19 protein-coding genes and 2 riboswitches are annotated in these 17,235 nt (G+C 72.2%); of the genes, 3 read left to right on the plus strand and 16 right to left on the minus strand.

Annotated features, from left to right (window positions below; translation table 11 throughout):
- Window positions 1-2: 2 nt before the first annotated feature.
- From AC1QRC_RS02330 to thyX, 10 genes are all read right to left on the minus strand, one after another.
- The gene (locus AC1QRC_RS02330; RefSeq protein ID WP_484205247.1) at window positions 3-1,643 is read right to left on the minus strand and encodes an ABC transporter substrate-binding protein; all 1,641 of its coding nucleotides are present in this window, start codon (window positions 1,641-1,643) and stop codon (window positions 3-5) included.
- Between the two features lie 5 nt (window positions 1,644-1,648).
- Window positions 1,649-2,236 (minus strand): flavin reductase family protein, encoded by a 588-nt coding sequence (locus AC1QRC_RS02335; protein WP_484205248.1) that lies wholly within the window; start codon window positions 2,234-2,236, stop codon window positions 1,649-1,651.
- Window positions 2,237-2,335: 99 nt separating this feature from the next.
- A complete protein-coding gene (locus tag AC1QRC_RS02340) occupies window positions 2,336-2,614 on the minus strand; it encodes an NAD(P)H-dependent oxidoreductase (RefSeq protein WP_484205249.1) in 279 nt (92 codons plus the stop codon).
- 207 nt (window positions 2,615-2,821) lie between these two features.
- Complete coding sequence (locus tag AC1QRC_RS02345) at window positions 2,822-4,219, minus strand: NtaA/DmoA family FMN-dependent monooxygenase (protein ID WP_484205250.1); 1,398 nt, start codon at window positions 4,217-4,219, stop codon at window positions 2,822-2,824.
- Between the two features lie 28 nt (window positions 4,220-4,247).
- Window positions 4,248-5,486: an LLM class flavin-dependent oxidoreductase gene (locus AC1QRC_RS02350; RefSeq protein WP_484205251.1), complete on the minus strand. Its 1,239-nt coding sequence runs from the start codon at window positions 5,484-5,486 to the stop codon at window positions 4,248-4,250.
- Between the two features lie 241 nt (window positions 5,487-5,727).
- Window positions 5,728-5,842: riboswitch (SAM riboswitch) on the minus strand.
- A 397-nt stretch (window positions 5,843-6,239) separates the two neighbouring features.
- Window positions 6,240-7,376: an LLM class flavin-dependent oxidoreductase gene (locus AC1QRC_RS02355; RefSeq protein ID WP_484205252.1), complete on the minus strand. Its 1,137-nt coding sequence runs from the start codon at window positions 7,374-7,376 to the stop codon at window positions 6,240-6,242.
- Window positions 7,377-7,401: 25 nt separating this feature from the next.
- A riboswitch (SAM riboswitch) is annotated at window positions 7,402-7,517 on the minus strand.
- 45 nt (window positions 7,518-7,562) lie between these two features.
- On the minus strand, window positions 7,563-8,411 hold the full coding sequence (locus AC1QRC_RS02360; protein ID WP_484205253.1) for an alpha/beta fold hydrolase: 849 nt from the start codon (window positions 8,409-8,411) through the stop codon (window positions 7,563-7,565).
- The gene (locus AC1QRC_RS02365; protein WP_484205254.1) at window positions 8,408-8,869 is read right to left on the minus strand and encodes a MarR family winged helix-turn-helix transcriptional regulator; all 462 of its coding nucleotides are present in this window, start codon (window positions 8,867-8,869) and stop codon (window positions 8,408-8,410) included. The genes AC1QRC_RS02360 and AC1QRC_RS02365 overlap by 4 nt, the downstream gene beginning before the upstream one ends.
- Before the next feature lie 52 nt (window positions 8,870-8,921).
- Window positions 8,922-9,296 carry an SHOCT domain-containing protein gene (locus AC1QRC_RS02370; protein WP_484205255.1) on the minus strand — a complete coding sequence of 125 codons (375 nt, stop codon included), beginning with the start codon at window positions 9,294-9,296 and terminating at the stop codon, window positions 8,922-8,924.
- Between the two features lie 103 nt (window positions 9,297-9,399).
- Window positions 9,400-10,101, minus strand: coding sequence for an FAD-dependent thymidylate synthase (thyX, locus tag AC1QRC_RS02375; protein ID WP_484205256.1), 702 nt, complete (start codon window positions 10,099-10,101; stop codon window positions 9,400-9,402).
- A gap of 100 nt (window positions 10,102-10,201) precedes the next feature.
- Here thyX and AC1QRC_RS02380 point away from each other — a divergent pair, with 100 nt between their 5' ends.
- Together AC1QRC_RS02380 and AC1QRC_RS02385 are read left to right on the plus strand one after the other, a co-directional pair.
- Window positions 10,202-10,924 (plus strand): DUF899 family protein, encoded by a 723-nt coding sequence (locus AC1QRC_RS02380; RefSeq protein ID WP_484205257.1) that lies wholly within the window; start codon window positions 10,202-10,204, stop codon window positions 10,922-10,924.
- A gap of 14 nt (window positions 10,925-10,938) precedes the next feature.
- Complete coding sequence (locus AC1QRC_RS02385) at window positions 10,939-11,352, plus strand: RidA family protein (RefSeq protein ID WP_484205258.1); 414 nt, start codon at window positions 10,939-10,941, stop codon at window positions 11,350-11,352.
- A 15-nt stretch (window positions 11,353-11,367) separates the two neighbouring features.
- On the opposite strand, the gene AC1QRC_RS02390 is transcribed toward AC1QRC_RS02385, so the two are convergent.
- Window positions 11,368-12,447 carry an NAD(P)H-binding protein gene (locus AC1QRC_RS02390; protein ID WP_484205259.1) on the minus strand — a complete coding sequence of 360 codons (1,080 nt, stop codon included), beginning with the start codon at window positions 12,445-12,447 and terminating at the stop codon, window positions 11,368-11,370.
- Window positions 12,444-13,088, minus strand: a complete 645-nt coding sequence (locus tag AC1QRC_RS02395) for a CPBP family glutamic-type intramembrane protease (RefSeq protein ID WP_484205260.1) — start codon at window positions 13,086-13,088, stop codon at window positions 12,444-12,446. The genes AC1QRC_RS02390 and AC1QRC_RS02395 overlap by 4 nt, the downstream gene beginning before the upstream one ends.
- 97 nt (window positions 13,089-13,185) lie before the next feature.
- Here AC1QRC_RS02395 and AC1QRC_RS02400 point away from each other — a divergent pair, with 97 nt between their 5' ends.
- Complete coding sequence (locus AC1QRC_RS02400; RefSeq protein ID WP_484205261.1) at window positions 13,186-13,674, plus strand: DUF5946 family protein; 489 nt, start codon at window positions 13,186-13,188, stop codon at window positions 13,672-13,674.
- Between the two features lie 33 nt (window positions 13,675-13,707).
- On the opposite strand, the gene AC1QRC_RS02405 is transcribed toward AC1QRC_RS02400, so the two are convergent.
- Genes AC1QRC_RS02405 through AC1QRC_RS02420 form a run of 4 tightly spaced genes read right to left on the minus strand, consistent with a single transcriptional unit; the run spans window position 13,708 to window position 17,231 of the window.
- A complete protein-coding gene (locus AC1QRC_RS02405) occupies window positions 13,708-14,118 on the minus strand; it encodes an MmcQ/YjbR family DNA-binding protein (protein ID WP_484205262.1) in 411 nt (136 codons plus the stop codon).
- A gap of 2 nt (window positions 14,119-14,120) precedes the next feature.
- The gene (locus AC1QRC_RS02410) at window positions 14,121-16,001 is read right to left on the minus strand and encodes a penicillin-binding transpeptidase domain-containing protein (RefSeq protein WP_484205263.1); all 1,881 of its coding nucleotides are present in this window, start codon (window positions 15,999-16,001) and stop codon (window positions 14,121-14,123) included.
- A gap of 58 nt (window positions 16,002-16,059) precedes the next feature.
- Window positions 16,060-16,485 carry an SAM-dependent methyltransferase gene (locus AC1QRC_RS02415; RefSeq protein WP_484205264.1) on the minus strand — a complete coding sequence of 142 codons (426 nt, stop codon included), beginning with the start codon at window positions 16,483-16,485 and terminating at the stop codon, window positions 16,060-16,062.
- Window positions 16,482-17,231 (minus strand): nucleotidyltransferase domain-containing protein, encoded by a 750-nt coding sequence (locus tag AC1QRC_RS02420; protein ID WP_484205265.1) that lies wholly within the window; start codon window positions 17,229-17,231, stop codon window positions 16,482-16,484. Before AC1QRC_RS02420 ends, AC1QRC_RS02415 begins: the two co-directional genes overlap by 4 nt.
- Window positions 17,232-17,235: the final 4 nt, after the last annotated feature.

The following is a 17,235-nucleotide window of genomic DNA, read 5'->3' on the forward strand; positions in this document are numbered from 1 at the left end:
GCCTACTGCTCGATCCAGGCGTCGTAGAGCTGCACCCGGGACCCGGCGTCGAAGGTCACGCCGTGCACGTCCTCCCCGACGCCCAGCACGGTGGTCAGCTCGACGACCGGCACCACCAGTCGCTCGCCGACCAGGTGTTGCTGGGCCGCGGCGAGGACCTCGCCCCGCTCCTCCTCGTCGGCGCTCCCGGCTTGCTCGACCAGCAGGTCGTCCAGCGCGGAGGGCTCCAGCCGGTAGTTGTTGGCCAGGTCCGTGTGGAACGACGAGCGCAGGATGTCGCCGTCGGCCCGGGTGAGGTTGCCCCAGTTGGTGTCGTAGTTGCCCTCGGCGACCGTGGCCGTCCAGTCGGCCACCTGTCCCTCGGTGAGGCTGACCTCGATCCCGACGGCCGCCAGCTGCTGCTGGATCAGCTCCAGGGTCGGTGCGTTGGTGGCGGCGTTGTTGAACCAGAGGATGTCGAAGGACACGCGCTCCCCGTCCTTGGCGAAGACCCCGTCCTCCCCCTTGGCGTAGCCCGCCTCCGTCAGCGCGGCCTCCGCGCCCTCCGGGTCGAACTCCAGGAGAGCCGACTGGTCGGCATACAGCGGGGTGGTGGAGGCCAGGATGCTGGTGGCCGGCACCGCGTAGGAGGTGTAGACCGTGTCGACGATCTCCTGCCGGTCGATCGCCAGCGCGATCGCCTCGCGGACCGCCGGGTCGGACAGCACCTCGTGGTCGTGGTTGACGTAGAGGCTGAACGGGATCCCGGGGTTGGACCGGGCCAGCAGCTGGGCACCGGAGGCGCCCAGCGTCTCCTCGTCCTGCGGGGCGATGTTGCCGATGACGTCGACCTGACCGGACGTCAGGGACCCGCTGCGCACCCCGGACTCGGGCACGATCGTGAACTCCAGGGTGTCCAGGTAGGCCTCCCCGGTGTGCTCCCACAGCGAGGAGCCCCAGTCGTAGCCCTCCCGCTTGGTCAGCGTGATCGAGCTGTCCGCCACGTAGTCCTCGAGCTCGAACGGGCCGGAGCCGACGACGCCGGCGCAGCGCTCGTCGTCGGTCTGCTCCGCCGACTCCGGCGACAGCAGCCCCAGGGTGTGGGTGGACGTGGCCTGGAGGAACTGGGCGTTGGGTCGGTCGAACTCGACGGTGAAGGTGCGCTCGTCCTCGATGGTGGTGCCGGTGTAGCCGTCCAGGTAGCCCTTGATCAGGGCACCGCGCACCCCGATGTCCTGCGCGCGGTCCAGGTTGGTCTGCACCGCCTCGGAGTCGACCGGGGTCCCGTCGCTGAAGGTGGCGCCCTCGCGCAGCGTGAAGGTGTAGGAGCTGGCGTCGTCGTTGACCTCCCAGGACTCCGCGAGCCAGGGAACGATCTCGCCGGTCTCGGGGTCCTGGTCGGTCAGCGAGTCGACCAGGTGCCGGATCGAGTAGATGGTGTCGTTGCTGCCGACCTGTTGCGGGTCGACGCAGCCCTGGTCGGACCCGACGGCGAAGCGCAGGGTGCCGCCGGGCGTGACGTCCTCGGGGCTCGACGCGGGCAGGGCGCTGGCGGCCGCGCCGGCGCCGCCCTGGCTGCCGGGCTCGGCCGTGCCGCCGGGTGCGCAGGCCGCGAGGAGGAGGGCCGCGCCCAGGGCTCCGGTGATGGGTCGGGTGTGGGTCATGGGGGTCACCGTTCGGGGGAAGGGTCAGGGGTGGAGGTGTGCCCGGTGCCGCCGCGGGCGACGTCGACCACCTCGCGGTAGCCGCCGTCGTGGTAGGCCAGCGGGGCACCGGGGGTGTGCTCGATGTCGACCACCTCGGCGAGCACGACGGCGCTGTCGCCGACGTGGGTCCGGCTGCGGACCGCGAGGATGAGCCGAGCCAGGGACCGGTCCAGGACCGGCAGCCCGTGCGGCCCGGAGGCCCAGCGGCCGGCGGCGGCGAACCGGTCGATGCCGCTGGTCGCGAAGGCCGAGGCGACGTCCTGCTGGTCCCGGTGCAACAGGTGCGCCGCGATGTGACCGGCCCGCTGCACGGTGGGCCAGCTGGAGGCCGTCCGGGAGATGTTGAAGCTGACGTAGAGCGGGTCCAGCGACACCGACACCAGCGAGGTGGCGGTGAAGCCGACGGGGCGCAACGGACCGCCGGCCGTGATGACGCTGACCGTGCCGACGGCGCTGCGGAACGCCGCCCGGAAGGCCGCGGGGTCGGGTGTCGGGTCCTGGCCCGTAGCGCCGGCCAGTCCGTCGTGCCGGGAGAAGGCGTGCGCGGTCACCGGGTACCTCCCGCCGGGGCGTCATCCCTGGCCGGGGCGTCGTCCCGGGCTGGCGCTCCGGCTCCGGTCAGGGCACGCTGCAGGTCGCCGGCCCGCTCGCTAGCCCAGTCGGCGACGATCCGTCTCGGCGTCCGGGACCTCGGGCTCGAGCAGCGACACCGCCCCGGCCGGGACCTGCGCCCCGAGCTCCTCCAGGAGCAGGCGCAGTGTCGCCGCGACGGAGTCGCGGTGGTCCGGCTTGCCGGCGATGGCCACCGGCACCGCGACCACCCCGGCGAGGTCGCCGGCCTGGTAGCCGTCCAGGAACAGCTTGAGCAGCCCGGTGTAGGTGCCCTTGTAGGTCGGCGTGGCGACGACCAGCAGCCGGGCCGCCCGCACCGACCCCCCAGGGGTCGGGGTGCGGCGCGGGCGCCGATGCGGGCTCGGCGGTGAACGTGACGCCGACCAGGTCGGCCAGCTCCAGGACCTCGGGCTCGCCACCCAGGTCCAGGTCCGGCAGCTGCCTGCGGACCTGGTCGGCCACCGTGCGGGCCAGGGCCGCGGTCCGGGACCCGGCGCGCGGGTTCCCCACCAGGATGACGGTGCTCATGCTGACTCCTTCCGGGACCCGGCGACGGCCCGGTCCTCCCACTCCACGGCGGGGCGTGCGGCGGACAGACCCAGGTGGTCGCGCAGGGTCGACCCCTCGGCATACGAATCCCGCAAGGCCCCCCGCTCCACCAGGATCGGGACCACCCGGTCGACGAAGTCGTCCAGACCGCCGGGGGTGAGATGCGGGACGAGGATGAAGCCGTCGCTCACCTCGGTCTGCACCGCGCCGATGAGGGCGTCGGCGATGGTGCGCGGGCTGCCGACGAACGCCTGGCGCTGGCTCTGGTCGATGACGACCTCGCGCAGCGAGAGGTTCTTCTCCTCGGCGACGGCACGCAGCCGGGCGACCTCGGCGTGCGCGTCGTCGACGTGCCGGGCCCTGCCCTGGATGATGCTGGACGGGCCGGTCTCGGGCCCGATGTCGGGCAGCGGCCCGTCGGGGTCGTAGCCGGACAGGTCCCGGTTCCAGACCTGCTCCAGCAGCAGCAGCGCGGTCTGGCCGCTGACCTGCTGGCGCCGGATGTCGGCCGCGAGCTCGGCCGCCTCCTCGTCGGTGTCCCCGACCACGAAGGTGACCCCCGGCAGGACCTTCAGCTCGTCCGGACCGCGCCCGTAGCGGGACAGCCGGGCCTTGATGTCCCGGTAGAAGGCCCGGCCGGCCTCGGGCGTCCCGTGACGGGTGAAGATCGCGTCGGCGGTGCGCGCGGCGAACTCCCGGCCACCGTCGGAGTCCCCCGCCTGGAAGATGACGGGGTGCTGCTGGGGCGTGCGCGGCACGTTGAAGTGGCCGGCGATGTCGAAGTGCGCGGAGCGGTAGGCGAACTCCCCGACCGTGCCGTCTGCCAGGAAGCGGCCCGTCTCCGGGTCAGCGACCACGGCGTCGGCCTGCCAGGAGTCCCACAGGTGCCGGGCCGCAGCGACGATGCTCTCGGCCCGGTCGTAGCGCAGCTCGCGGTCCAGGTAGCCGCCGCGACGGAAGTTCTCACCGGTGAAGGCGTCCGAGCTGGTCACCACGTTCCACGCCGCCCGGCCGTCGGAGAGCAGGTCCAGGGTGGCGAACTGGCGGGCCAGCTCGTAGGGCTCGTTGAACGTGGCGTTGATGGTGCCGACCAGGCCGAGGTGCTCGGTGACGCCGGCCAGCGCGGCCAGCACCGGGAGGGTGTCCGGCCGGCCGACGACGTCGAGGTCGTGGATCAGCCCGCGCTGCTCCCGGAGCCGGAGGCCCTCGGCCAGGAAGAGGAAGTCCAGGTGTCCGCGCTCGGCGGTCTGGGCGAACCGGCGGAAGGAGTCGAACTCGATGTGGCTGCCGGAGCGGGGGTCGCTCCAGACGGTCGTGTTGTTCACCCCGGGGAAGTGCGCCCCGAGGATGACCTGCTTGAGGGGTGTGCTCATGTCAGGCGTCTCTTTCGTGTCGGGGTGGTCAGGACGCGGTGGCGTAGCGGTTGACCGCAACGGGCAGTCCGAGCCGCTCGCGCAGGGTGGTGTCGGCGTAGGTCGTGCGGAACAGCCCGGCTCGCTGCAGCGCCGGGACGAGGGCCCCGGTGATCGCGGGCAGGTCGACGGCGTGCTCGATCGGCCGGAGACGGAACCCCGCATAGCCGAGGGCGTGCCAGCGCTCCGTCAGGTCGGCGAGCTCCGTCGGGTCGCACGCGAGGACGAGGGCGTCGGAGCGGTGCTCCGCGCCGGCCAGGTCGTTGAGCGCCGCCAGCCGCGCTGGCCCGTCGCCGTGCTCGGGAGTGGTCAGCGCCACCTCCAGGTCGGCGAAGACGAGCAATGGGGTCTCACTGGTGCGGTGCAGGGCCTCGATCTCCCGCACCTCGCTCAGGATCGCCGCCGCGTCCTCGTCGTCCTGGGGGGTCACGAAGAGGACGTCGGCGCCCCGGGCGGCCAGTTCGTAGGGGATCCGCTGGTGACCGAGCGCGGTCACCACCGGCTGGCCCTGCGGTGGACGCGGCGTGATCGAGGGGCCCTTGACCGAGAAGAACTCGCCCTCGAAGTCGATGTAGTGCAGCTTGTCCCGGTCGATGAACCGGCCCGTCGCGACGTCCCGGATCTCGGCGTCCTTCTCCCAGCTGTCCCAGAGCTGGCGCACCACCTCGATGACGTCGGCGGCCTCCTCGAACAGCGCCCGCAACGCGGCCTGGGCCTCCGGCGAGTGCAGCTGCTGCACGTCGCGGACCTCGCCGAACGGCGCCGGGCGGCGACCGAAGTGGGCGGCGTCCCCGGCGCTCGGGGAGGTCTGCACCCGCCACCCCGCCCGCCCCAGGCTGACGTGGTCCAGCGTGGCCAGGTTCTTGGAGACGTGGAACGGCTCGGTGTGCGTCGTCGTGATGGTCGGGACGATGCCGATCCGCTCGGTCCGGGTGGCGACCCAACTGGCGAGGAGCGAGGCGTCCAGCCGGCCCTGCAGCCGGCTGGGGTCCGGACCCTGCCCGCTGCCCAACGGCGTCGGGGACTGCGGGCCGAGGGAGTCCTCGATGGTCAGGAAGTCGAGCAGACCGCGCTCGGCGACCTGGGCCTGGTCGGCCCAGTAGCGGCCGCCGAAGACCTCGGTGGCGCGGGCACCGGCGCGGCGCCAGGAGGCGGGGTGCCACCCGGTGCCGTCGAGCGCCACGGCGAGGTGGAGCGGGGATTCGGGGGTAGGCAGGACAGAACTCAAGGGAAACTCCTGGAGGGAGGCTGGTCCGTCGTCGGACCGGGCTGGGCGGGGAGCGGGTCCCCGGGGCTGGTGCGGAGGCGGTGCGGGGCGCGGGTCGCTCAGCGACAACAACTGCGCGCGCGCACCGAGGGCATCTCGGGGCGCGCGGCGGTCGCGAGGAGAGTCATGCCGCGGGGGACGAACGAGGTCCGGACGTGCTGCGGGTCCGGGGTGACCGTCTTCAAGGGAGGGACCTCCGTGGGTGTCGCACTTGCCGATCGCGGTCTTGCGAACGGCCCGGTCCTCACCTGGAGCACCCCACTGCGAGAGAGGGTTGCCGCCCAGCAAGCCAGGGCTTGACGCTGGGGCTCATGACCGAGATGAACATAACACAACCTTGGTTGATCAAGTCAACTGCGTTATGCATCTCCCCGACGTGACCTCCCTCACTCCCGACCGGACGGGTGGTCTGGCGCTCCTACCCGGCACCAGACGGGTCGGCTGGCGGTCCTACCCGCCACCAGACGGGTGGTCTGGCGGTCCTACCCGCCACCAGACGGGTCGCCTGGAGATCACCCCCGCCACCCAGCCCATGGCAGGGAGCCGAGACAGTTGCGTGAGGATGCGGCAGACCGACAGCGTGCCGCCCGGCAGCGCGAGACCACCTGTCCGGCCACCCGCTAGATCGCCAGACCACCCGTCCGGCCACCCGCTAGATCGCCAGACCACCCGTCCGGTCACCCGCTAGATCGCCAGCCCGCCCGTCCGGTCGAGTTAGGGGCGGGCGTGCCAGGCGGCGGCGAGCAGCTCGAAGGAGCGGGCGCGCGCCTCGTAGTCGTGCGTGATGGTCGTGACGAGCAGCTCGTCCGCGCCGCTGGCGGCCTGGAGGACCGCGAGCTGGTCGGCAACCCGCTCGGGGCTGCCGACGAATCGCGTCCTCACCCGGTCTGCCACGAGCGCCTCCTCCTCCGCCGGCAGCGGTTCAGCCGCAGCCTCCTCCGGGGACGGGTAGGGGATCGCGCCACGGCCGGTGCGGATCGAGGCGACCCACTGGCCATAGCCGGCTGCCAGGAGCTCGGCCTCCTCGTCGGTCGGCGCGACGACGACGTCCGCCGACACCGTGACGTGCGGTGCCGCCAGGCCCACTCCGGGGACGAAGCTGTCGCGATAGTGGCTGACTGCGTCCAGGACCCCGGAGGGCGCCACGTGATAGTTCGCGCCGAAGCGCAGGCCCCGTGTGCCCGCGAGGGCCGCCGACTCGCCCTTGGAGCTCCCGAGGATCCACAGCTCGGGGTCGCTCGGGGTGTCGGCGGCGGCCTCGGGGAGAGCGAGTCCCTCGACCTCCAGGGCGCCGCCCAGGATGTCCTGGATCGCGGTGACGATCTCGGCATATCCCTCCGGCTGGGAGCCCTCGAGGTAGAGCAGGGACTGGCTGGCGCTGAACCGGGGCCCGGACAGCAACGGCCCGAGCGCCACCGGCGCCGGGATCAGCAAACCCTCGGGGGTGGTGTGCTCGGCCACCGCGGGCGGGGACGGGGGCGGACCTGCCGGCTGGCCCACCCCAGGTGCCCGCCGCACTCCCGAGCGGCCCAGACCCAGGTCGATCCGCCCCGGGAAGGCAGCGGCCAGGAGCGCGAACTCCTCGGCTATCGACAGCGCGGTGCGGTGCCCGGCGAGCACCGCACCGGACCCGAGCCGGATCCGGCTGGTGTCCCCGGCTGCGAGCGCGATGGTCAAGGCGGGTGAGGACCCGACGACGCCGGGGTTGAGGTGGTGCTCGGCGAACCAGTAGCGGTGATAGCCCGCCTCTTCCGCCCGACGCACCAGGTCGCGACTGTGGGCCAGCGCCTGTGCGGCGGTCGCACCGCTGCTGACGGGAACGAGGTCGAGGACACCCAACGGGACGGCCATCTGAGAACTCCTGGAGTGAGAGCGGCATACGTGCTTGCCGACCCGGGCGGGCCAGCCTGGTCATCACCTGGAGCACCCCGTCACCATGCGGAAGGGTTGCCGTCCGGCTCAGCCAGGGCTTGGACACCGGAACTCTCGACCGGCACCGAGGATACCGACCCGCCGAGCAGGCCCGACAACCTGCCCTCAGACCCTGATCTGGTCCAGGAACTCGTCGACGGCGTCCTCCCACCGCTCGGGAGCCTCCAGGTTGGGCAGGTGCCCGGCCCCGGTGATCCGCACGACACCCCGCCCGTCCTGCACGGCGGCGACCGCCCGCTCACACATCCGGTGGTGGTCGACGTAGTCCAGCTCGCCGACGATGCCGAGCACCGGCACCGGGATCTCGCCGAGCCGCTCCCACGAACCCGTCACGTGGGAGGGCGGCACCACCCCGGGACGGACATGGGTGGCCACGAAGTCCTGCTCCATCTGCTGCACCAGGCTGACGAAGGCCGGATCGACGTCCTCCAGCGGCCGGTCGGGGCCGATGTTGGCCCGGAGCGAGGCGGCGAGCCAGGCCGGAGCGTCCATCTCCCGCTCCGCCCGGTCCCGCTCCGCCAACAGCGCTCCTATCTCCGGGCTGTCCCAGACCGGCTCGTTGGTCCCGGCGCCGCTGATCACCAACGCCCTCACCACGTCGGGGTGCTCGAGCGCCGTATCGAGCGCGGCACTGGCACCCATGCTCACCCCGATCAGCACCGCCGGGCCGGCGCCCAGCTCCCGCACGAGCGCAGCAACGTCGTCGCACTGGCGGAACGGCGTGAAGGGCGTCGACGACTCGCCGTGCGCCCGCGCCTCGGGCACCACGGTCCGGGTCCGCCGCGACAGGTGCGCGAGCTCGCGCGTCCACATCCTGCGGTCCACGTAGCCGGCGTGCAGCAGCACGATCGGCGGTGCACCCGCGCCCGCCTCGACATACGCGATGTGGCCGCCCGGCACGTCCAGGCGCCCGGTCGTGGTCCCGGTCGGGGTCGTCGTGCTCCGGCGCGTCATGATCCATCCTTCTCTGGCTCGGTGACGCCCGCGGCCAGCCCGCGGACGAGGTGGTCGAGGACCCGGACACAAGCCTCGACGTCATCGGGATCGAGGTCGGTGGCCAGGCGGTCCAGCCGCACCAGCTCCGCGGCGTGCACGGACTCGTATGCCGTGTGGCCGGCCTCGGTGAGCACGATCAGGTGGGAGCGGCGATGGCTGGGGTTGGGCCGGGTCTCGACGTATCCGAGCCGCTTGGCCTCGTCGACCAGCGCCTGCACCCCCTGCCGCGTCACACAGAGCGACCGGGCGATCGCCGGCACCGGCTGGGGACCGTCGTCGTGCAGCCGTTCCAGGACGGCACGCATCGGGACGGTGAGGTCGGTGTCAGCGAGCCCGTCGCTCACCGCCCGGGCGGACAGTTCGTGGACGGGCCGGATCCGCCGCAGCACGTCATACAGTCGAACCCCTCGAGACATGACAAGCAGACTGTCATAACGACAAGTTGCTTGTCAAAAGACTTTCGGTGACCTACGCCAGCGCCTTGGCCTTGAGCGTGCTGAACTCCTCGTCGGTGATCGCACCCGAGTCGAGCAACGACTTGGCGGCCGCGATCTCCTGGGCGGGACCGGTGCCGACGACCCCTCGCAGGTAGGCCTCCTGTTGCTCGACGGCACGGGTGACCGCGGCATGCTGGCGCGTGGCCATGCCGTCGCCGCGCACGATCAGGTAGGCCAGTGCAGTGACAAAGGGGACGAACAGCAGGCCCAGCACCCACAGCGCCTTCTTCACCCCCGACAGCTCCCGGTCGCGGCTGATGTCGCCAATGATGTGGAACAGCACGACGATGTAGGCGAAGAAGAGAAAGAGCTCGATGATGAGCCAGAAGAAGTTCCAGACGTTCACGGGTCGTCCTTTGTCCTGGGCGGAAGAGTGGCTCAGATCCGCACTATTCCGACGGTAGACCTCCCCGCCCCTGCTGACCAGAGACCAAAGTCCCGCACCCGCCCTAGTCGGACGCCGAGGCCCGCCACGCACGATGCGTCAGCGGCATCGTCTCGGCGAAGATGCGCTCCATCTCGGCCGCGACCTGCCGGATCTCGTGCAGGGCGTCGGGGGCGCTGCGCAGACCCAGGAAGTGCATCAGGTTGCGCGGGTTGGTGGTGGCCCAGAAGGTCGTCATGGTGCTGACCGGGAGGACGTCGCGCGCCACCTCGCGGGCGACGTCCGCGTCCAGCAGCGTGGCGTATGCCGTGTGCGCGGCCCGCGTCGAGTCCCGCACCGTCTGCTCGACGAGGGCCACCTGCTCGGGCGTGCCCGGGCCGAAGGTGTAGGAGCCGAACTTGCCCGACTGGACGAGCGGCCGATCGGCCGGCGGCAGGTAGTAGCGGTGCGGCAGGACGGTGTAGCGGCCACTGATCTCGTTGTAGGAAAAGGTGCGGTGCCGCATGAACTCCCGGGCCACGAAGATGGGCGTCTCGACCACGAAGGTGAACTGGCCGTGCTCGAACGGCGAGGTGTGCCGGTTGCGCCACAGGAAGTTGATCAGCCCCTCGACCCGCCCCTCCTCGCGCTCCTTCTCGTGGGCGTCGGCGTCCTGGGAGACCCACGCGGCGCGGGCCACGTCGAGGTCGGACGCCGTCGCCCGGTAGAGGGTCACGGTGGACTCGCGGACGAACTCGATCTCCGGGGTTTCCGTCTCCTGGGCCACGACGGTCACTGTAGCCGCGGGTGCGATGAGTTCCTCTGGCGCGGCGGGTCTGTCCCTTCGGGCACGCCCGGCCCCCACACGGCATACCTGAGGAGCACCGATGCACCTGCCGACCGAACCCGTCAACGCCACCGCCTTCCCACCCGTCGTCGACCGCGCGACCTGGGAGCAGGCCCGAGCCGGCTTGCTCGACCGGGAGAAGGCGCACACCCGGGAGGGTGACGCGATCGCCGCCGCCCGGCGCGCCCTGCCGATGACCGAGGTGCCGGCCGGTGCCACCGTCGTCGGTCCGGCTGGCGAGGTCCCGTTCGTGGACGTCTTCGAGGGACGGCGGATGTTGATCGCCTACTTCCACATGTGGCACGACGGCGAGCCGTGGGAGAGGCAGTGCCCGGGCTGCACCTTCAACGCCTCGCAGATCCAGGCCCCGGAGTACCTGCACGCCCGCGACGTGACCCTGGCCGTCCTCGCGGAGGGGACCTACGGGGAGAGCGCCCCGTATGCCGAGTTCCTGGGTTATCGACTGCCCTGGTACTCCGCGCGGGACGCCGACGACCTGGTCATGGGCCGCGGGTTCGGGTTCCTCGCCTGCTACGTGCGGGACGGTGACCGTGCCTACGAGACCTACTGGTGCACCGACCGGGGTGTCGAGCCGACGATGTGGAGCTACCTGCTGCTGGACCTGACGGTGTTCGGCCGGCAGGAGGCCTGGGAGGACTCACCCTCGGGGTGGCCGCGGGTCCCGGCAGGCGTGATGCCGTGGCGCAGCGCAGGCAGGCCGAACGCCCAATGGGCGGTCACCGACGAACGGGTAGAAGGCTGACCTAGCCTGGAGCGATGACGACCTCCGTGCGCCTGCTCGACGTGCCCGGCCTCAGCGACGTCGCGGAGTACGCCTACGCCGCGACGACGACCGGCCGCACCCGGCTGGTCTTCCTGGCCGGCTCCTGCCCGCTCGACGCGGCGGGGCGCACGGTCGCGCCCGGGGACTACGCGGCCCAGACTGCGCAGTGCCTAGACAACATGGAGGTCGCGCTCGCAGCCGCCGGTGCCGGGCTCACCGACGTGATCTCGACCCGGGTCCTGGTGGCCAGCACTGCTCAGGCAGATCTGGTGACCGCCTGGCAGGTGCACCGCGACCGCTTCGGCGACCACGCCGTCCCGAGCACGCTGCTCGGCGTGACGGTGCTCGGCTACCCCGAGCAACTCGTCGAGATCGAGGCCGTCGCCGCGGTCGCCGACGTGGACTGACCGACGCCACGGGTGTCAGTCCGTGCGGTCCTCCCACACGAGGGCCGCGGCGCGAGCCGCGCGGTCGCGGGCACGCGCACTGGAGGCCATGCCGAGCGCGGCCAGGGCACCGAGGGCCACCCCGGTCGCCCCGACGGCGGTCGGCACCCAGCGGTAGGGGTCGGGGTCTGCGTCGCGCAGCGCCTCGGCGACTGCCTTCCGGTATGCGGTCGCCCCGCCCGGCGGCGGTCCGACGAGGACGTCGAGGTCACGTTCGCGCACGACCACCTCGTGCACGAGCGACCCGACGAGGGGCTTGGCGATCCCGGCGTCCAACGGGGTGACGAGACCCACCCAGTGGCTCGCGAGCACGGGTGTGAGGACGGGGACGGTCACCACGAGCCGGCGGTGCAGCCCGGCCACCTGCGCGAACTGCTGCATCATCTCTGCGTAGGTCAACACGTCGGGGCCGCCGACGTCGAACGTGCGGTTGACGCCGGGCTCCAGGTCGGCCGCGGCCGCCAGGTAGTGCAGGACGTCGCCGACCGCGATCGGCTGCACCCGGTTGCGCAACCAGACCGGAGCCACCATCGCCGGCAGCCTGGCGGTGAGGTGGCGCAGCATGTCGAACGAGGCAGAGCCGTCGCCGATCACCACGGCCGCCTGCAGCACCGCCGTGTCGACCCCGGACCCCATCAGGATCCGACCCACCTCGACCCGCGAGGCCAGGTGCGGCGAGAGCTCACCCTCGGGATGCAGGCCGGAGAGATAGACGATGCGCGCCACCCCCGAGGTCCGGGCCGCCTCGGCGAAGCCCTGCGCCATCCGGGCGTCACGGTCACGGAAGTCACCGGCGCCATCCATCGAGTGCAGCAGGTAGTACGCCACGTCCACCCCGTCCAGCGCCCGCCGCAGGCTTGCCCGATCCGTAGCGTCCCCCTCCACGACCTCGACCGCCCCACCCCAGGCCTGCGCTGCCACCGCGTCCGGGTGTCGGCTCAGCACACGCACCCGGTATCCGCGCCCCAGCAGCACCGGCACCAACAGGCCACCGATGTAGCCGGTGGCTCCGGTGACGAGGACGGTGTGGTGGCGGTATGCCGTGGGTTGTGTCATCGGAGGGCCTCCAGGACCGGGGGGAGCAGGAAGAGGATGCCGGTCGACCAGGTCAGGTGGGTGACGACCGGCTCGAGGACTCCTCCGGTGGCGCGGCGTTGCAGACCCGTGACGACTCCGAGGACCGCCGCAGCCAGGCCGAGCAGCAGCAGACCGGTCCCGAGGGTGGTCAGGGTGTACAGGACCGCGGTGCCGGACACGGCATACCGGGAAGGCAGGGTGGCGAACAGGGCACCCCGGAAGAACGCCTCCTCGCAGACTCCGGTGATCACCGTGACCACCCACACCACGGCCAGCGGACCCGACGTCGTGTGCTCCAGCAGGCGTTCGACCGGCACCGCCAGCGCCGGGACGCGGGCGACCAGCACCGCTCCCGCCAGGAACAGCACCACCAGCCCGACGCCCACCAGGAAGGCGGGGACAACCCGACCCCGACCTCGCGGCACGGGTGCGCCCACCAGGGTCGCGCCGGCGATCCAGACCACCGCGACGGCTCCGGTCCAGAGGAAGAACACCGGGTCCCCCGGGTCACTCCGCACCGCGAGCGCCAGGAAGACCGTGCCCACGACCAGACTCACCGCGGCAGCCGCGACGGTGCGTCCACTGGGCTCGACCTGCGCCCCCTGCCCTGTGGTGCTCACAGGGACAGTCTCGTCGGTCGGCGCCCTGCGCGCGTGGTGAAGGGGGACCCTCCGGCGTTCCCGACACCTCGCCGGGCCTGGGAGCTACGGTGGGGTGATGCGGTCAGTGCCCCGCGGACCGGTGTGCCACGAGTGCGGCGCAGCCCTGCCGGACGACGGCCACTGCGGGAGCCGGGTCCACGAATTGCTGGCGATCGAGGCGGGGCTGCTGGCCTCCGTCGAGCCGGAGATCGGCAGGCGCACGCACTTCTTCGCGGTCGCCACCTATCAGCTGCAGCACCCATCGCGGTCGACCGTCGAGGCCCTGGACTGGCTCCGCGGGGCGGTCGCGCGGATGGTGCACGACCGGGTCTCCACCGACGTCCTGCTCCGGGACAACAGGCGTGCCCTGCTGGGCGCCGCGATCTCACCATCGGGCGCTCCGGGTGACCGCCGGCACGTCGACCCGCGGTGGCCGCAGGAATGGTCGGTGACCGCGGTCGAGGTCATCGCAGGTGGCGAGGAGACGTATGTCGAGGGCGTGGCCCGGTGGGCCGGCGCCACGGTGCAGGAGCTCGAGCAGGCAGTCGGGAGCCCCCAGGGCTGACCGCCCACGGCTCAGGACCTCGCGTCCCACTCCTCAGGACTCGGCGTCCAGTTCCTTCACCAGCGTCGCTGGCGCCGTGAGCCGGTAGGAGGTCTCGACCAACTCGGCCACCTCGGTCCAGTCGACGGCCGCGACGCTGCCGGCGGGCCGGAAGTTCAGGCCCAGCCAGCCGTAGGGCCCGTAGTAGGCGGGCAGGAAGAACCGCGGGTCCTCCACAAGCGCAGGCCGCTCCGCCTCCTCGGGCAGGAAGAGCACCGACCGGCCGTACGGCTCGGGGTCGTGATCGCCCTTGACCACCCCGCCGTAGACGGCGAACACCTTCCGCGTGAAGAAGTTCGGGCGGCCGTGCGACACCTTCTCGTCGGCCCCAGGCAGAGCCAGGCACACCTCCCGCAACCGCTGCAGGTAGGGGTCGTCACTGTCGAACATCTCCGGGTGAGCCACGTTCACTCCTCCTGTGCGTCGGTCAGGAACGCATCCATCAACGGGCCGGCCGTGGCCGACCCCCGGTAGCCCTCCTCGACGAACACCGCGACCGCGAGGTCGCCCTGGATCGCCACCATCCACACGTGGGTCTGCGGCGGATCGTCCTGACCGAACTCGGCGGTCCCCGTCTTCGCCAGCACCGGCTCGCCCGGGTTGTCCTCCAGCATGTCTGCGCCGCCCTCGGTCACCACGGCGCGCATCATCTCCTGCAGTGCCTCGGACTCCTCGGCGCTCAGACCTCCCCCTGTCTCACCGTCCCCTTCGGACGGCTCCTGGTCGGCCAGGATCCGGGGCACGACCACCTGCCCCTGGGCAAGGCTGGCCACCACCCCCGCCATCGCGGCCGGGGAGGCCAGGACGTTGCCCTGCCCGATCAACGAGGCGGCGTGCTCGGTCTCCGACCCCGCGCTGTCCGGCACGGACCCGCTGAAGGCGGTGACCGGCATACCCCAGGTCCCACCCAGCCCGAGGTCCGCGGCCGCCACGGCAAACTCGTCCATCGGCACCGCGCCGCGCTGGGCGACGAAGGCGGTGTTGCAGGAGTGCGCGACGGCGCTGACCAGGGGGATCTCCCCGAGCTGGTCGGCGGGGTAGGTGTCGACGTTGGTGAACTCGTAGCCGTCGACCACCAGCGAGTCCGTGCACTCCACCGTGCTGTCCGGGGTCGTCCCCTCGCGGAGCAGTGCGAGGGAGGTGACCAGCTTGAAGGTGGATCCTGGAGCGTACTGCCCCGCGAGGGCGGTGTCGGCCCCCTCGGAGCCCGGGCCGTTGGCGACCACCAGCAGGTCGCCCGTGGTGTGGTCGAGGGCGACGATGGCGCTCGGGGGCTCCACATCGGCCAGGACCTCCTCGGCAAGCCCCTGCAGGCGCGTGTCCAGCGTCAGCCGCACCGCCTCCGCATCGGCCGGGTCCTGCTCCAGCAGCGTCTCGGTAGTCTCGCCGTCCGCGGACTCGCTGACCACCCGGGTGCCCGGCGTGCCGGCCAGCTCGTCCTCGAGGGCTGCGGCCAGGCCCGACGACCCGACGACGTCGCCGGCCGCGTAGCGCTCCGGGTCGGCCTCCATGATCTCCTGCGTCACCGGCCCGACCCGGCCGAGCAGGGGCTGGGCGAAGGTCCGGCTCGGGCCGAGCACCTGCTCCTCCTCGAGGGCGCGGGCACCCGTGATGTCCTCCGCAGCGGCCGCCAGCGCGGCTCCGTCGGGGTCCTCCTCGCGGTAGGTGATGAGGTCGACGAAGGCCTCGGGTCCGGCCGACTCCACTGCCGCCGCGTAGTCGCCGGGCGAAATGCCGGCCGCCTCGGCCAGGGCCTCTGCCGACGCGGCAGCCTCCTCCGACTCGACGAGCGTCTTGTCGATGCCGAATCTGCGGACGGGCCGCTCGGTGAGCAGCGGCTCGCCGTCCCGGTCGACGATGTCGGCCCGCTCCGCAGCCACCGTCTCGAGGCGCAACCGCTGGCCCTCCGGTATGCCGAGCAGGTCCGGCTGCCAGGTCGCGCTCCACGCCCCCTCGACGACGCTCATCGAAAGCGGTGCCTCGAGCACGAGATCCTCCTCCCCGACGTCCCAGGTGAGGGTGAGGTCGGCGGTGGCCGTCTCGTCGACAACCTCGACGTCGCCGACCTGCACCGAGAGTGTCGTCTCGCCCATCCCCTCGTAGGCCACCTCGCGCTGCGCCTGCGCCTCCTCACTCCCGCTGAGGGGCACCCCGGCGAAGTCACCGGACTCCAGCGCCGCGGCCACCTGGTCCGCGAGCTCCTCGGGTGTCCCGTCGGGGTCGTCGGTGCACGAGCTCAGGGCCAGGGCGGCAACGAGTGCGGCAGCGGCTGTCAGGCGGATCCGCATGGTCTGCTCCCCTCCGTCCTTCCTGGTGCCGCCACCCTCGCATACGCCCCTGACAACCTCACTCCAGCGGCACCTCGCGCAGCGGGTCTCCCCCGTCGACGAGCAGCTGCCCGCCGGGCACGAGCGCCGCTGCGATCCGTCGGCGTGCGACCACCCCGGCCTCCGGGTGCCGTCCGTCGAGGGCGCCGACCCGCACGGCGAACGCGAGGTCGAACGGCACCTCGTCCGGTCCGAGCTCGAAGTCCTCCGCGGCCACCTGCCGGGCGCTGAGCACCCCCGCCGCGATCTCTGCCCTGGCGTTGCGCTCGATGAGTGCCACGCCCTTGGCGGAGCGGTCGATGACCAGGACGTGCCCGTCGCCGATCCGGGCCGCCACCTCCTTCGCCGCGGCCCCGGGCGCCCCGCCGACCTCCAGCACCCGCATCCCGGACTCCAGCGGGAGGGCGTCGACGATCGCGGCCAGGCGCGGAGACAGCGTGTTCACGTGTGGTCCTCCTGGTCGTCCTGGCTCGATGTTCGGACGCTCACCGACCGGTCGCTGAGGGCCCGGAAGGGTCCGCTCAGGCGCCGGAACCGGTCACGATCGTGGCGCGCCACCTCCGCGAGGAACTCCCGCGTCAGCACCACCCGGCTGTTCTCCAGCGCCTCGAGCGTCACGTGCTGCGGCCGGGTCTCCAGCAGGATCGCACGGTCCTGCCGTGGAAGACGGTCCACCTCGCGGCCGTGCCAGGGGTTCAGTCCCTCGCGCAGGCACATCAGGGTGATCAGGCTGCCACGCAGGTCATCGAGCATCATGGCCGCCTGCCATAGCCTGCCCCGACCCACCGCGGACCGGGCGTGCACGGCATACAGCCATCCCCGCCCTATCGTCTCCCCGGTGTCCGGCACCCTGGGCTCCGTCGGCGGGTTCGGCGACCCGAACAGGACGCGGAAGGACGGCTCGGTCGCGCGGAACTCGTCGTGCGGCCAGAACGAGACGTCGATCTGCAGGGAGGACCGCAGGAAGTACACCCGGTATCGGACGCTGCCAGCGAAGACGTCCAACGTGTCCGCGACCCCGCCCACCTCATCGACGGTCCGCGTCCAGTCCTCGACGAGGCCCGGCTCGTCCACGCCCTCGTCCAGCTGCAGGACCAGGTCGATGTCGGACCACTCGTCCTCGGCGTCCCGAGCGGCCGAGCCCACCAGGGCAGCACCCGCGATCCGCGGATCCGCCTCTGCCCTGGCCACGAGT

This window comes from Ornithinicoccus sp. (assembly GCF_057176825.1).

Bases quoted from the DNA above. Each gene is read 5' to 3' on its own strand.
- AC1QRC_RS02330 (WP_484205247.1), bottom strand. From the start codon at position 1,643: ATGACCCACACCCGACCCATCACCGGAGCCCTGGGCGCGGCCCTCCTC.
- AC1QRC_RS02345 (WP_484205250.1), bottom strand. From the start codon at position 4,219: ATGAGCACACCCCTCAAGCAGGTCATCCTCGGGGCGCACTTCCCCGGG.
- AC1QRC_RS02355 (WP_484205252.1), bottom strand. From the start codon at position 7,376: ATGGCCGTCCCGTTGGGTGTCCTCGACCTCGTTCCCGTCAGCAGCGGT.
- AC1QRC_RS02360 (WP_484205253.1), bottom strand. From the start codon at position 8,411: ATGACGCGCCGGAGCACGACGACCCCGACCGGGACCACGACCGGGCGC.
- AC1QRC_RS02365 (WP_484205254.1), bottom strand. From the start codon at position 8,869: ATGTCTCGAGGGGTTCGACTGTATGACGTGCTGCGGCGGATCCGGCCC.
- AC1QRC_RS02380 (WP_484205257.1), top strand. From the start codon at position 10,202: ATGCACCTGCCGACCGAACCCGTCAACGCCACCGCCTTCCCACCCGTC.
- AC1QRC_RS02385 (WP_484205258.1), top strand. From the start codon at position 10,939: ATGACGACCTCCGTGCGCCTGCTCGACGTGCCCGGCCTCAGCGACGTC.
- AC1QRC_RS02390 (WP_484205259.1), bottom strand. From the start codon at position 12,447: ATGACACAACCCACGGCATACCGCCACCACACCGTCCTCGTCACCGGA.
- AC1QRC_RS02400 (WP_484205261.1), top strand. From the start codon at position 13,186: ATGCGGTCAGTGCCCCGCGGACCGGTGTGCCACGAGTGCGGCGCAGCC.
- AC1QRC_RS02410 (WP_484205263.1), bottom strand. From the start codon at position 16,001: ATGCGGATCCGCCTGACAGCCGCTGCCGCACTCGTTGCCGCCCTGGCC.